Source organism: Ruegeria sp. CE6, assembly GCF_056537485.1.
Map to the genome: position 1 here is coordinate 482,743 of NZ_JBQFRR010000001.1, position 13,947 is coordinate 496,689.

Annotated in this window: 12 protein-coding genes; 4 read left to right on the forward strand and 8 right to left on the reverse strand. The window is 55.7% G+C overall.

The features are described 5' to 3' along the window. Positions 1–12: 12 nt before the first annotated feature. The gene (locus tag ACR0DK_RS02310) at positions 13–867 is read right to left on the reverse strand and encodes an FAD binding domain-containing protein (RefSeq protein WP_170392522.1); all 855 of its coding nucleotides are present in this window, start codon (positions 865–867) and stop codon (positions 13–15) included. Positions 868–978: 111 nt separating this feature from the next. After that, on the reverse strand, positions 979–2,094 hold the full coding sequence (locus ACR0DK_RS02315; protein WP_170420487.1) for an MHYT domain-containing protein: 1,116 nt from the start codon (positions 2,092–2,094) through the stop codon (positions 979–981). Here ACR0DK_RS02315 and ACR0DK_RS02320 point away from each other — a divergent pair. Next, positions 2,071–2,289: a hypothetical protein gene (locus ACR0DK_RS02320; protein WP_480734684.1), complete on the forward strand. Its 219-nt coding sequence runs from the start codon at positions 2,071–2,073 to the stop codon at positions 2,287–2,289. The genes ACR0DK_RS02315 and ACR0DK_RS02320 overlap by 24 nt on opposite strands. Positions 2,290–2,406: 117 nt before the next feature. Here the strand turns inward: ACR0DK_RS02320 and ACR0DK_RS02325 are convergent, their stop codons facing one another. Further along, a complete protein-coding gene (locus tag ACR0DK_RS02325) occupies positions 2,407–2,724 on the reverse strand; it encodes an adenylate/guanylate cyclase domain-containing protein (protein ID WP_480734685.1) in 318 nt (105 codons plus the stop codon). Between the two features lie 241 nt (positions 2,725–2,965). Between ACR0DK_RS02325 and ACR0DK_RS02330 the strand changes: the two genes are divergently transcribed. Continuing rightward, complete coding sequence (locus ACR0DK_RS02330; RefSeq protein ID WP_480734686.1) at positions 2,966–4,243, forward strand: tetratricopeptide repeat protein; 1,278 nt, start codon at positions 2,966–2,968, stop codon at positions 4,241–4,243. A gap of 127 nt (positions 4,244–4,370) precedes the next feature. Here the strand turns inward: ACR0DK_RS02330 and ACR0DK_RS02335 are convergent, their stop codons facing one another. Genes ACR0DK_RS02335 through ACR0DK_RS02350 form a run of 4 tightly spaced genes read right to left on the reverse strand, consistent with a single transcriptional unit; the run spans position 4,371 to position 9,922 of the window. After that, positions 4,371–5,219: an ABC transporter six-transmembrane domain-containing protein gene (locus ACR0DK_RS02335; protein ID WP_480734687.1), complete on the reverse strand. Its 849-nt coding sequence runs from the start codon at positions 5,217–5,219 to the stop codon at positions 4,371–4,373. A gap of 6 nt (positions 5,220–5,225) precedes the next feature. Beyond that, positions 5,226–5,645 (reverse strand): DUF2141 domain-containing protein, encoded by a 420-nt coding sequence (locus ACR0DK_RS02340; RefSeq protein WP_480734688.1) that lies wholly within the window; start codon positions 5,643–5,645, stop codon positions 5,226–5,228. Then, entirely contained in the window at positions 5,642–8,770 is a 3,129-nt protein-coding gene (locus tag ACR0DK_RS02345) for an efflux RND transporter permease subunit (protein WP_480734689.1), read from the reverse strand. Before ACR0DK_RS02345 ends, ACR0DK_RS02340 begins: the two co-directional genes overlap by 4 nt. Before the next feature lie 3 nt (positions 8,771–8,773). Beyond that, the gene (locus ACR0DK_RS02350; protein ID WP_480734690.1) at positions 8,774–9,922 is read right to left on the reverse strand and encodes an efflux RND transporter periplasmic adaptor subunit; all 1,149 of its coding nucleotides are present in this window, start codon (positions 9,920–9,922) and stop codon (positions 8,774–8,776) included. Between the two features lie 101 nt (positions 9,923–10,023). Between ACR0DK_RS02350 and ACR0DK_RS02355 the strand changes: the two genes are divergently transcribed. Beyond that, the gene (locus tag ACR0DK_RS02355; RefSeq protein WP_480734691.1) at positions 10,024–10,641 is read left to right on the forward strand and encodes a TetR/AcrR family transcriptional regulator; all 618 of its coding nucleotides are present in this window, start codon (positions 10,024–10,026) and stop codon (positions 10,639–10,641) included. Positions 10,642–10,968: 327 nt separating this feature from the next. Here ACR0DK_RS02355 and ACR0DK_RS02360 read toward each other — a convergent pair whose 3' ends face one another. Beyond that, positions 10,969–12,564 carry a GMC family oxidoreductase gene (locus ACR0DK_RS02360; RefSeq protein ID WP_223116896.1) on the reverse strand — a complete coding sequence of 532 codons (1,596 nt, stop codon included), beginning with the start codon at positions 12,562–12,564 and terminating at the stop codon, positions 10,969–10,971. Between the two features lie 109 nt (positions 12,565–12,673). Between ACR0DK_RS02360 and ACR0DK_RS02365 the strand changes: the two genes are divergently transcribed. Beyond that, a complete protein-coding gene (locus ACR0DK_RS02365) occupies positions 12,674–13,912 on the forward strand; it encodes a TRAP transporter substrate-binding protein (RefSeq protein WP_170402109.1) in 1,239 nt (412 codons plus the stop codon). The last annotated feature ends 35 nt before the right edge of the window (positions 13,913–13,947 follow it).

A 13,947-nucleotide genomic window follows, 5' to 3' on the forward strand; every position in this document is an offset into this window, starting at 1 on the left:
CGGACGATCTCCTCACGCACGCGACCAGGCGCGCTCAATGGCGCGGGTCAGAATGATACCTGCCACGTGTTTTTTGAAAGCGACGGGGCCGCGGTTGTCCTCGGTGGGGTCAATATCACCGAGCATGGCGGCCACAGCGGTCTTAATGGCATTTGCATCGACGCCGGTGCCAACCAGAGCGGCCCCAGCCGCCTCGGAAAAGACCGGTGTGTCGCTCAGATTGGTCATTGCAATCGAGGCGGAGGCACAGGTGCCACCTTCTTTCACGATCTGGACTGCAGCGGCAGCGGTCGCATAATCGCCAATCTTGCGCTTTTGTTTTTCATAGGCGTAACCGCCTTGAGGCGTTGGGATGGTGACTGCCGTCAACACTTCTTCGTCTTCCCGAGCAGTCATGTAGGCGGCTTCGTAAAACTCGCGGGCAGCGATGTCGCGTTCCCCGTCAGGACCCTCGACAGTGAAGCGCGCATTCAGGCACTGCATCAGGCCGGGCATGTCATTGCCGGGGTCGCCATTGGCCACGTTGCCACCAACTGTCCCCATGTATCGGACTTGCGGGTCTGCGATCTGAAGGGCAGCTTCGCGCAGAATCGGAGCGGCCTCAGCCAGTGCGTCGTGATCAATAATCGCGTGCTGGGTGACCATCGCACCGATGCGGATACTGTCACCTCCGATCTCGATATCAGACATGCCGCCAACATCCTGAAGATCGATCAGATGCGGCACATCCGCCATCCGCAGCTTCATCATCGGAATCAGGCTGTGCCCACCGGCCATGACGCGGGCATCATCGCCATGCTCTTCCAGGATCGACAGCACACCGGCCATGTCCTTGGGTCTGTAGTATTCGAATGCCGCTGGAATCATCGGCTCTCCTCCCTTCAAGCAAATGTTCTGGCTGAAAGGATCACTGCATGCGCTTGGATGGCGACGCTTCAGGAAATCAACAAAAAACAGGTATTTTGCACGAAATGCGCCCTAGGTCGCACGAATTGCGCCCACCTGCGATGCAAGCGCATCCTGAACCGTCTTGAGTTTGGATCGACTGACCGGCGCGGGTGGTAAACCATCCCCGTCGAACAGGCATCGACCCTTATCTTTGGTACGCTCAAACCGCGCCACGCGCTGAGGATTGACAAGGTAGCTGCGGTGGGTCTGGAGAAATCCGGTGGGCACCAATCGCTTGGCGGCCTCGGTCACTGGCCAGACACAAAACAACCGATCCGTTTCGGTGTAAACTTGGGTGTAGTGCCCATCCGCGCGCAAAAACAGAACATCTTCGGCAGAGATGAAGACCTTTCCACCATCCCGTTCGCAAGGAATTTGCAGCAATGGTTTTACATCCACGGTCGCTTCTGTTGGCTCCGGGTCTTTCCTCGAAGGTCCTGGCAGGTAGGTCACGCTGACCCACAAGCAAGCACCAAATATGATGAAACTGAACAGGATTACGCCAATGGCCAGCGTCTCATTGCTCATCAACGGGCCAAACTCAACCCCACTTGGCACCGCGACGAAACGGGTGCTCGCCAGAGCAAGAAAATGAACGGTGCAAACCGCCGCTGCAAAACACAAAGTGCCCAGCAAAATGTTTCTGTTTGTTCGCTGCCCGTAGGCAATCGCGAAAGCCAGCATACAAAGCGCTATTGCAGCAATCGAGGACAAGATGACGCCACTGGGCGTATACACTGCCCGGCAAAGCTCCAAGCCAGCCATGCCAATATAGTGCATCGCCAAGATGCCCAACCCAACAACGCCTCCTGCCATCGCAATCGTAGCGCGGTTGCGTTCGGTGAAATGCAACAGAATAAGCGCAGCTCCGACGAGCAGGATCGCGACAAGGGCAGACACAAGTGTGATTGCAGCGTCGTAATAGAACAGGATCGGCATCTGAAGCCCGAGCATGGCCACGAAGTGCATGGCCCAGATTCCACCGCCAAGCGAAACAGCCGCAAGAGCCACCGAGGCCTTCTTTTCAAATACCGGCTTCGTCGAAAGATCTCGCGTCATCGACAATCCTGTAAACCCTGCCACGAAGGCAACAATGCAGGACATGGCGACGAGGAAACTGTTGTGGCTGACGTCGAGAAACTCCATTGTCGCAAATTGGCTAAAAAGTATGCGTTTGGCAAATGGATCAACGATGTCGGACGTTCAAAGAGCGGTTACACATTAGGCGATGCCCAGCTCCGAAGCATTCGTGCCGAGGTGGATAGCACGCTACTATTCGGCGGCCTTGAGGCCAAATCCGCCGTTCATATTGATTGGGTGAAAACCACAATTTATGGCTAATGAAGGTCTGCTCGACTCCTCCCGCCGTCATCATTTGATGTTTAATTTGTGACTTCCGAAAGCTGTTGGGGGGAATGGCTAGAGATGCCTTTAGACCGCTTTATAAACTTGCCAGTCTTAGGATAAGCCCTTCAATTCTTTTGTTCTAAGACTTTCGAAGTCCAGACCGGACCCAGCCACCAGATCTTTTACTGTTCTGGAAACGACGATGTCGCCGCCTCCGCCCAATTCAGAGATACGCGCTGCAATGTTAACGGCAATTCCGCGCACATAATGCAAAGAAACTTCGACTTCGCCTGTGTGAACCCCTATGCGAACTTCCAGATTCAGCTTGGAAATGGCATCGCCAATCGCCTTGCCACGATGGATCGCCTGGCCGGGTCCGTCAAACGTAGCGAGAAAGCCATCGCCATATACTTGGTAGGCAATGTGCACCTCATCACTGTGCCTCCTTAGGACAACCCTATTGGCAAAGAAAGGCTATGAGGCACGCTTGGTTCAATCAATATCTTTTCAATCAGTAGTGAAGGCCAGAAGGCCAGCCCGTTAACCGATGGTTCGATCCTTATAGCAATCGATTATCCACAATAGTGCTTATGGTTTCGCTTTTTATGCTAGCGTTGGGCAGTTGCGAGCACGCACGTTTGAGCATGCTAACGAAAGTGGGAGTATGGAGATGCTGGTTGACCGATATGGACTGACGCTGACGACCAGCCTGCCAGAGGCGCGGGACGCCTATGTCGCGGGGCTTGATCACATCCTTGCAGCAACGTTTGGTGCAAGCGAAGCTTTTTCCGCCGCCATCACGGCCGATCCCGGCTTCGCCCTCGGTCACGTTGGGCTTGCTCGAGCTCGAATGTATGAAAACGATATGTCTGGCGCTCAAGAGGCAATGGCGTCGGCCCGCGCTTGCGCATCTGGGTTGACTGAGCGCGAGGAGGGTCATCTCGCGGTATTCGATCTCTTGCTTCAGGGACGTGTTTCACAGGCACGAAGCGCAGTTCTGAAGCACGCTGCTCATCACCCCCGCGATGTCCTTGTCGCGCAGATCTGTACCAACATTTTTGGTTTGATTGGGACATCGGGTGAGCCTGGTCGGGAAAGCACGCAACTTGCCTACACGACCAAATTATTTGATGCCTTGGGCGAAGACTGGTGGGTTATGAGCGTACACGGTCAGGCGCTGTGCGAAGTTGGGCGGCTTGATGAGGCCATGTCCATGATGGACGGCTCGCTCGCTTTGAACAACGCCAATGCAAACGCGTCACACTTCAAAGCGCACACGCTCTACGAGCAAGGTTATGGAGAGGCCGGTCGCGCATACCTTGCCGACTGGATCGCGGATTATGATGTGCGCTCGGTATTGCACGGCCACTTAAGTTGGCATCGCGCTCTGTGGGCCTTGGAGCAAGGGGATGAGGCTGAGCTATGGACGATTTACGAGGGAGCTATCGCACCCGCAGCGTCCTATTCGTTGCCGATAAATGTTCTAACCGATGCTGCTGCACTTTTGCACCGCACTGAAATTGCGGGTCTAACAGTTGCGCCCAAACTTTGGCGCGACCTGAGCGAATACGCATCACGGTTTTTTCCAAACCCAGGCATGAGTTTTGCGGACATACATGGCGCGCTGGCTCATGCAATGGCAGGGGAAGGAGAACGCCTTGCGGTTCTGACCGAAACAAGCTTGGGTTTTGCGGCAGATCTTGTTCGCCCGGTGGCCCGTGCGTGGGGCGCGATTGCGCGACAAGATTGGACGGATGCGCTGCAACAGCTGACTCCGGTCATGGCAGATCACGCTCGTCTGGGTGGCAGCCGCGCACAGCGTGACCTTTTGGAGCTGACTTACCTGAATCTGCTATTGAAATCCGGCCATATTCAAGAAGCTCATCGAACGATTACAGCGCGACGCCCGATCTTCAGTCATAATGCGCCCGTTGCAGGCTTTGTCTGAATTCACAAAGCTCTAGTTTATCAGCTCTTCTTACCCCTCCTTTAGCTAGGCTGCGCACGACCGGAATGGACTGGTTACTTCCTGATTACAAATCCCGTATCACGCCATTTATGGTATGCAAGCCTGATCAATCGCTCTGCAACCTGGTCGTAATTTCTGACAGGCGAGACCAGGATTGTAAGGTGACGGGCAAAGCAAGTGCGGCTTCCGCAAACTCCCACGAATAGCTGATAATCGAAAATATCATGCCCGGTGTCGCATCCAGGTTTTGGGTCGCGAACCACAGGTTGAATAGGAGCAGACCTATTAACAGAATGAAGATTACGCCATAAAGAACGGCTTCGGTATCCGAGAGCTTTACTTCGAACCGGCGCAGTTTACTCAGGTGGACGAAAACCGGACGGTCACGTCGTTGTTCCAGAACACTGACCTGATGCTCCATTTGCTCATTCAGCGCACGGTTCCATTGCCAAAACGTCGAATGAAACAGAGCGTATACAGATATCATTCCGACAAGAACCCCACAGGCAGACAGGGCCAGAACTGGCGAGAAGTAAAACAGCAAAATTGCTGATACGACGAACTGCACCACCCCCGCGATTGCCGAAGGCAGGATCTCTTCAAGAAAGTCGGCCAGTTCGCGCCCCATGCCGATCCGGGCGTTCAGCGACGAAATTGGAAGATTTGAAAACCGCGCGGCAAGCGCCTTGCCCAATTCGACACGGATCATACCGTAGACACGTGTATCGTAAATCCGCCGGATCACGCTGATCATAGTGAGGGCAACCATGAGCGCACCTAACTGCACAAAGGGCTCAAAATCTTCGCTCAGCAATCCATCTATGGCGAAGCCGACGAACAGCGGAATCAGAACCGTCAGGGCAGTTTCAACCAGGATCAGGAACCACGTAAGCCCTACGCGCCAGCGGAACACACTCAGAAGCGTGCCGATTGTCAGTTTTCGATCTGTCAGCATGTCGAATTACTGATCATAGTGAATGCGAACACGCACATCGCCCGGCCAGACCGAGGCAGCCTTGAAATCCGGCTCGTCCTGAGGGTCTGAGGCACCTGTTGAACCCAGCCCCTCCAACAGTTTTGTCTCAGTCATGTTCAGGTCATCGTCCTTGTTTTCGTCATGAAACAACAGCACAGCGTATGGGCCCGTGTTCAGGTCAGAAAACTCATGGCTGACGCTGCCTTTACGTGACGGAATCTGGGCGTAGTCAATGGCGCTCCAGACATCCAAACTGTCAAAGGCGCGCGCGTTATCGAATACAAGGATCACGATGTTGCCCTTGGCGTTGCGGATGCCGTCCACAGTCACATTCAGACCCTCGGCGAAGGCCGGAGTCGCAAGCGTTACCACGGCGAATGCAGGGGCTAGAAGGTTCCGTATCATGGCTTTGTCCTTTCTTCAGAAGGCTGCGGAAGGGGTGACTTGAAAATGGCAATGACATCCTCGGTGATGGCGATCAGTACCGGCACCAGCAGCAGCATGAGGGCTGTGCCAAAGAGTTCTCCAAAAGCTAAAGAGATTGCCGCAGGGATCAGATACTGTGCTTGCTCAGAGGTTTCGGTCAGCAAAGGCAGCAGACCAATCACTGTAGTTGCGGTGGTCAGAAAGATCGCCTTGAAACGTCCAATGCCTGCGCTTCTCAGCGCCAGATTCACGGGCTGACCTTCCTCTCGCGCCTGATTGTAGCGGGTGATCATGACCAGACTGTCGTTCACAATCACACCGGTCAGAGCAAGCATGCCGAAGAACGAAAACAGCGACAGCGAGACATCCATGATCAGGTGCCCGACGGCGGCTGCGATAAAGCCGAATGGCACGATGGCCAGAATGACGAAAGGCTGCCAATAGCTTTTCAACGGCACGGCCATCAGCACATAGATCAGAACGGCTGCCAGCAACAGCGCGCGCTTCAGGCCATCGCTTATATCGGCCATTTCTTCCAGTTCACCGGCCGGCAGGACGGTTACGCTGGGATATTTGGCACGGAGTTTCGGGACCAGCTGCTCGAACACCGCCTGCCCCACCTCTTCGGGAGCAACAAGGTCGCGGTCGATGGACGCTGCTACGATGTTCATGCGCTTGCCGTCACGGCGATCGATAGTGCCAGAGGCATAGGTGCCCTCGATTTCGGCGACGGTCTCAAGCGGCACCCAAGCGCCGGATGCGCTGCGCAACCGGGTCTGCACCAGATCCGCCAACGTATCGCGGTTTTCACGCGCGTTCTGTACGACTACGCGGACTTCGGACCCATCGCGTCTGACCTTGGTCACCTCGGCCCCGCCGAACCCATAGCCAATCTGTCTGGCCAGAGCCTCGGCGTTAAAACCAAGGTGCCGCGCGTCCGGGCGCAGGCGGAGTTTCAGTTCAGGTTGGCCGCCCACCAACCCATCCCTTACATTTGCCACGCCCTCGATGTTCGACAGGAAACCTTTCATTTCGGCGCTGGCTTGCTGCAGAAGGTCTTCGTCTTTTGACGCCAACCGGATTCGGAACCCTCCGGCAAGCGTTTCCGATCCGGTGAACTCCAACTCGGTGGCACCCTCGACCGCACCGACCCGGTCGCGCCATTCGCGGACCACGGAAAGGATCGGGACATTCGGACGCTCAGCTACCGGGATCATTTCAGCGAAAATTTGGGCATTTCCAGCGCTGTTGATGATGGTGAATACTGTCTGAACGGGTGGAGCAGACATACTCGCCTCTTCTGCAAGCTCGACGTTCAGCTCGTTCAACACGGCTTCGATCCGATTCACGTTCGTGCGGGTCAGTGCAAAGGGGGCGCGGGCATCCATTTCCAGGTTCATCGTGATGACCTGACCGGGCACCTCGGGAAAGAACACCGTCCTGACCTTGCCCTTGTACATCAGGCCAAGCCCCAGCGTTGCGGCGGCAATGAACAAGATCAGCACAGCGTAGCGCTGACGCACCGCCGCGACGAGCAAAGGCTGGTAGATGCAATCCCGCACCCAGTACAACCCGCCCTGCGCAGAATCCTGTACCCGCCCCCACAAGCGGGTCGGCAAGTATCGACGCTCTTGCCGCATCGAAACCTGCGCCAGATGGGCGGGCAGGATGAATTTGCTTTCGATAAGCGAAAAGATCAGCGTCAGGATCACGATGCCCGCGAACCCGGCAAGTACCTTGCCCAGCGGATTGTCGATCAACAGCATCGGGAAAAAGGCTGCGATTGTGGTCAGCACGCCAAAAACGGTCGCAACAGCCACGCGATGTACGCCGCGTTCCGTGTCCCTAATCGGGTCCTTCCCCTTGCGGCGTTCTTCAAAAACGCTTTCGCCGACTACAACGGCATCATCGACCAGAATTCCCAAGGCAATGATCAGACCAAAAGTCGTGACATCGTTCAGCGAATAGTCCACCCATTTCGAGCCCGAGACAGCAAGCGCCCCCATGACCGAAACGGGAATGCCCATGGCAACCCAGAAGGCCAAACGCACGTTCAGGAAAATCGACAGCATCAGGGTCACAAGGATCAAACCCTGCACCCCGTTTGAGCGCAACAGCGCCAGACGGTCCGAGATGTAGCCAGCGCTATCACCCCAAACCTCGACCTGTACCTGCGACGGCAGCTGTCGGCTGAACTCGTCAACCGTGCTGCGCACGACATCACTGATCTCCAGCAGGTTTTCCTTCTGCCCGACCAGAACCTCCATCCCTACGGTTGGTTTGCCGTTCAGGCGAAACAGGTACTCGCCGTCCTGAAACCCGTCTTCGATTTTGGCAATATCGCCCAAAGGCACATAGGACCCGTCGTCACGTTCGATGATCGGCAGAGCTGCGTATTCCGGCACGTATTTCGCCCTGTCATCGGCCCGCAGATAAATCGTACCGCCATCAGTCCTCAGACGACCTGCCTGAAAGGCCAGCGAATTCCCTTCGATGGCGCGGGTCACATCCGAAACCGTCAACCCATAGTGGCGCAGCAACGCCGGGTCGATTTCGATGCGCAATTCCCGCGGTATCAGGCCCCAGATTTGCAACCGCGACAATTCCGGTTGCGCCAGCAACTCTTCTTTCAGGCGTTGCGCCAAGCTCTGTAATGTGGCGGGGTCTGTTTCTCCGAACAAGTTCAGATACAGCGCCGGGAAATCGAAACCCGAGGCTTCGATCACGGGTCGGCGCGCAGTATCAGGCAGATCAGTCAAGCCGTCGATCCGAATACGGACACGATCCAGGACGGCTTGTAGTTTCTGGCCACCTGCGCGGCGGACAGTCACGACACTTAGGTCATTCTGGGATTGTGAGATCACACTACGCACGCCTTCCAAACCTTCGAGGGCCTGCTCAACTTTCTGGGTCACCAATTCATCAACCTGTTCGGCTGTGGCGTCCGGAAACTCGATCGCGATTGTAACACTTTCCGGCGGAATGCGGGGGAAGCCTTCGATCCGAATGTTCAGCAGCGTTTGCACCCCAAGAAATAGGATCAGTGCCATCATCAGATTGGCAGCGACCGGATTTCGGATAAACCAGGATGTCAGAGCGTGCATGGCTCAGCCTCCATCTGATTGCGGCGTCACTCGCTGACCCGGTAGAAACGAGGCCAAAGGTGTTTTGGCCACGCGCCACGGGCCGGTCCCTTCGGGAGCCGATACCGTCACTGTACTTTCGCTGCGGAACAGGATGTTCGGGCTAAGCCTCTGCAATTGGTCCTTATCGTCTACAATCCAAATGTATCCCGCACGGGTCAGGACGCTTTCGGGTAGGGTTAATGTGTCCGAGATCCGGCGTCCGGGAATGTGAACCTGCAGGAAGTCTCCGGCGAGTATGCGATCATCGGGCTTTGTGACATCCAGAAAGACCCGCACCTGCCGTGTGTCTTGATCCAGAAACCCTCCTCCACGCCGGACTTGAGCCCGCCCCAACGCTCCGCCCGAGCGCTGTGTCAGATCAGCAGTGGCGCCAGAGATCGGATGATCCAACAACGCCCAGTCCGCCTGACTAAACTCGGCGACCAGTTCGAATTGCTGGTCGTCCGAAAGGTGTATCAGGGCATCGCCTGGGTTGACCGTCTGGCCCAGGCTGGCAAAGCGATGGGTTACAAATCCCGAAAAAGGGGCGACAACCTCCGCGTCCTTCAGTTCATTTCGCGTCGCATTCAGCCGTGCCTGCGCAGCTGCAACGGATTTCTCGGCAATGCGCAATTGCGGCAGATTCACAGCCAGTTCGTTTGGCGGTTCTGTTTCATCCCGGTCAAACTGTCGTTGCGCGACTGTCACTTTGTTCTGCGCGCGCAATAACGCCAGTTCCGCTTGCTCAAGCTCCATCTCAGCGGCTGCAACGGCGCTTTGATAAGGTGCATTTTCGATTGAAAACAAAGGGGCACCCCGTTCCACCTTAGTCCCTGCCAAAGCGGCGTTGTGCACTGCAATGATGCGCCCGGACACAGCAGATCGCAGCTTGGCATCCCACCGAGGCCGAACTTCGGCAAACGCCGAAACCTGCGCTTGTACGGTTGCTGAAGCAACCGTGACGACCGAGACGGTCGGTGGCGGAGGTGAGGTCGTTGTTGCCTGAACATCAATTGTATCTTCTGTATCAAACAGGAGGACGACGATCGCTACAAACAGTGCCAACGATAGTCCAATCCAAAGCCATCGCCGGGTCGGTCTTTGCCGAGTTTCCAAAGTTTTGTCTGTCATAGACCTGTCTTTCCTGTGCCGCCGAATCCATTGCACCTTGTGGCATTCGATAGAGTGTCATATACTATGAACGATCGTTCGTTCAATATTAAGTTGAAAAAATGTCCGATGACACCAGGAAGCCGGAATCAATCCGGAAAAAGGCAACAGCCAAGCGTCGCAACCAGATTTTGGAGGCCGCAGTTATGTGTTTCCTTGAGCGCGGCTATCATCAGACAGGCGTCCGCGATATCGCAGCGCGGGCGGGCGTCAGCCTTGGAAATCTCTATAATCATTTTCGCGGCAAACATGATGTGCTTGTAGAAATCGCAATACTTGAACGCCGCGAGATGGAGCCGTTTCTGAAAATCCTGAACTCAGATGCGCCCGCGCCCAAAGTCATAAGAAAGTTCATCAAGGCCTACGCAAAATACCTTGCTGCGCCGGATAACGTTATTTTAACATTGGAAATTTCGAGCGAAGCAGTTCGTCAACCGGACATCGCGCAGCTGTTCGTCGAGAACCGGTCGAGTTTGACTGAGGCCCTGGAAGCCGTAGTGAAGCGAGGAATTACCGGCGGTGAATTGCGCGCCGTTCCGGATCCCCTTCAGGCGTCACAACTGGTGATCGAAGTTCTGGAAGGCAGTGCATATCGTAGTGTGCTGTCAGAAATGCCCATGACCGGGATCATTGTGTGCGCTGAAGACTTTATTATGAGTTCCCTGCTGGCACGTCATTAGTACGTAGGTGGCGTGTCGTTTTGGAATTCGTGAATGTCAGCCAAAGGGAGCTGCCTGAGACATTAATGTAGGCAGCAAAGATCGACTTTGAGCCGGCCGAAACGCGGGGGAGGTCAAAGGAAAGTTGGAGTTGCGGTTAGGACTATTGGCTAACGCAATATAATCCGAGGTTCTGTTACCAGACTTCGTTTAGTCACAAGACGAAGAGGTCGCAAAGCGCATGCAGATTCCAACCACTGGCACAGCGCCAGATCGTTTTTGATGCGATTGACGCACTGATCTATTGATACTGTAGGGATCAGGCGATCAGATACGATGGCAGATTTCTCAAGCATCCGCCTTAATCAGGTCGCTTGCCTTTTCGCCAATCATGATCGCTGGTGCGTTGGTGTTGCCGCTGACGATTTCCGGCATGATCGAACAATCAGCCACCCGCAGGTTCGAAATACCGTGTACCTTTAGTCTTGCGTCGACAACAGACGTCTCGGCGTTCCCCATCGCGCAGGTGCCGGTTGGGTGGTAGATCGACACGCTGTTCGATCTGGCCCAATCCAGAGTGCCTTCATAATCTTCGCAGCTCAGCTCTGCCGTTGGTCGAAACTCTTCTGATATCTTCGAGGCCAGAGGGTTTTGTTTGGCAATCCCGCGCGCGATGTTCACGCCGTCGACAATGGTTCGGCAATCCGTTTCAGTGGACAGATAGTTCGGGATGATCTTGACATGTTCGGATGGGTCCGGTCCGTTCAGGCGCAGCTCTCCCCGACTTTCCGGACGCAGTTGGCAGACCGACATCGTGAAGGCCGAAAACGGATGCACACCTTCGCCTGGGCTGTCGGCGGACCAGGGTTGCACGTGGAACTGAATGTCGGGCGTCTCAACATCGGGCCGGGTTTTCATGAAACCAGTCGCAAGGCTGGCGGCCATTGTCATCGGACCCGCACGAAATAGTGCATATTTCAGCGCGATTCGCGCCTGATTGAACAGGCTGCGAACTTCGTCATTCAGTGTGGGCTCATTGCATTTGAACACCAGCCGCGCCTGCAAGTGATCCTGAAGACCTTTGCCAACACCCGGCAGGGCGTGCAGCGGTTTGATACCATTTTCCTTTAGATGATCCGGCTCTCCGATCCCTGACAACATCAGGATTTGGGGAGAGTTGATCGCCCCGCCGGACAGGATGACCTCGCGCCGAACAGTCAGTGTCTGCTCGTTACCAGAACGATCCCGGTAGACCAGCCCGGTTACTTTTTTCCCATCCAGAACCACATGCGACACAAGCGCTTTGGTGATGATGTTGAGGTTCTGACGACCGCGAATGGGCTTGAGATAGGCGACGGCGGCGCTACAGCGGCGCCCATTGCGCGTGGTCAGTTGGAAGTAACCCACGCCTTCTTGCTCGGCCCCGTTATAATCTGGGTTGAACGGGTAACCGGCGGCCTGTGCTGCTGCGACCCAGGCATCGCAGATCGGGCGCTGAATGCGCATGTTGGACACTGACAAGGGGCCATCGACGCCATGATATTCATCCTCGCCGCGTTCTTGATCCTCACAGCGTTTGAACAGGGGTAGCACATCGTCCCAGCCCCAACCCTCGTTGCCCATTTGCCGCCAGCGGTCGTAATCTTCCTTCTGGCCACGCACATAGAGCAACCCGTTCAGCGAAGATGAGCCACCCAGTACCTTGCCCCGTGGCCAGTCGATGGATCGACCGTTAAGGCCGGGGTCGGGCTCAGTGCGATAGCACCAGTCAACCGAGGGGTTATGCATCGTTTTGAAATAGCCGACGGGGATGTGAATCCACGGGTTGGTATCGCGGCCACCTGCTTCGAGCAGCGCAACAGTTGTGTTGGGGTCTGCGCTCAACCGATTGGCAATGACACAGCCCGACGATCCTGCGCCAACAACTGCATAATCCACCTCCATGACCGCCTCCTTCCAAACTCGCTGAAAAAAACTCTATGCAAGATGCAAGAATTATACTAGCCTTTTTTGATACAAAACGTCTCAATAATTGCGATCAGGGAGGTAAGCAATGGAGATCGGACGGAAACTAAGTGGTATTTCACGGCGAGATTTCTTCCGCGTGGCCGGGCGTTACGGCATGAGTTCGACACTGCTGGCGGCAGGCGGGTTCGGCGGCGCGATGAGTCTGGCGAATCTGGCGCAGGCCGCCGAATCCACCTATGAGAAGCGCTTTTCGAAAGAGCCGAAGCACACGCTGAAATTCGGCGCGTCGGGTTTCAACACCCGCAACCTGTTGATTGAGCGCGCCGGCGCAATCGAGTTCGCGCGCGACCTGGAAGAACGCACGGACGGCGAGATTCGCATCGAATTCATCGGCGACAACCAGATCTGCGGCCAGCTGAGCTGTGTCGAAAAGACCCAACAGGGGATCGTCGATATTTATGCTGCCTCAACTCAGAACTCGGCCGGAGGCGCACCTTATCTGAACGTGCTGGACTATGCCTATATGTTCCCCAGCCGCGCGGCGCAGTATCACTTCTTCTATAGCCCGGCGAGCCAGCGCATCCTGCGTGATCCGCTGGAAAAACGGCACGGGTTGAAGTTCCTGTTTACCCATTGTGAGCTACGCGGCCTGCAAATGGGTTCGACCTTTGCCGACAAGCCGACCGTCACCAAACTGGAAGAGTTGTTTGGTACCAAGAACCGCGTGACGGGTACGCAGTTGGGCCGGATTGCAATGCAATTGCTGAATCTGAACCCAGTCCCGGTGGCTTGGGAAGAGACGCTGGATGCGCTTAAGACAGGGCTGATCGATGGGGCGGAAACCTGGGCCTCGGCCGTGGCTTACGCCAACATGGCGCCGGTGGTTTCGCAGTCGGTCAATCTGAAATTTTTCTGCGGCACTGAACATACGTCCATGTCGGCCGAGGTCTTTGACGGCCTGAGTGGAGAATTGCAAGACGCAGTTATGGAATCTTCCTACTTCACTCAAGCGTTGATCCAGGGTGCGAATGAAGCCGCATTGCTGAATACGGTAGGCTTCTCGGAGCCGCAATTGCCGGACACGATCTTCGCCGAAAATGGCGTGCGCCCGGCCTTCCTGGCTGACGATCAGATCAAGCTGGCCGAAGAGATGTGCGCTCCGAACTACAACCCAGAGCCTTGGGCCCAGTGGCGCGAACGTCTGAATAAATGGGCAGGCGGCATTGATACCTATCAGGAAATCTACGACATCGCGCGCGAGATTCCGGCCGACACCCTGCCGGAAAATGTCGAACCGCGCCGTTGGTGGAAAGGCGAAGCCTGATAGACTGTTACGAACCGGCCCTGAGCGGGCCGGTT

Bases quoted from the DNA above. Each gene is read 5' to 3' on its own strand.
- ACR0DK_RS02310 (WP_170392522.1), bottom strand. From the start codon at position 867: ATGATTCCAGCGGCATTCGAATACTACAGACCCAAGGACATGGCCGGT.
- ACR0DK_RS02315 (WP_170420487.1), bottom strand. From the start codon at position 2,094: ATGGAGTTTCTCGACGTCAGCCACAACAGTTTCCTCGTCGCCATGTCC.
- ACR0DK_RS02330 (WP_480734686.1), top strand. From the start codon at position 2,966: ATGCTGGTTGACCGATATGGACTGACGCTGACGACCAGCCTGCCAGAG.
- ACR0DK_RS02335 (WP_480734687.1), bottom strand. From the start codon at position 5,219: ATGCTGACAGATCGAAAACTGACAATCGGCACGCTTCTGAGTGTGTTC.
- ACR0DK_RS02340 (WP_480734688.1), bottom strand. From the start codon at position 5,645: ATGATACGGAACCTTCTAGCCCCTGCATTCGCCGTGGTAACGCTTGCG.
- ACR0DK_RS02345 (WP_480734689.1), bottom strand. From the start codon at position 8,770: ATGCACGCTCTGACATCCTGGTTTATCCGAAATCCGGTCGCTGCCAAT.
- ACR0DK_RS02350 (WP_480734690.1), bottom strand. From the start codon at position 9,922: ATGACAGACAAAACTTTGGAAACTCGGCAAAGACCGACCCGGCGATGG.
- ACR0DK_RS02355 (WP_480734691.1), top strand. From the start codon at position 10,024: ATGTCCGATGACACCAGGAAGCCGGAATCAATCCGGAAAAAGGCAACA.
- ACR0DK_RS02360 (WP_223116896.1), bottom strand. From the start codon at position 12,564: ATGGAGGTGGATTATGCAGTTGTTGGCGCAGGATCGTCGGGCTGTGTC.
- ACR0DK_RS02365 (WP_170402109.1), top strand. From the start codon at position 12,674: ATGGAGATCGGACGGAAACTAAGTGGTATTTCACGGCGAGATTTCTTC.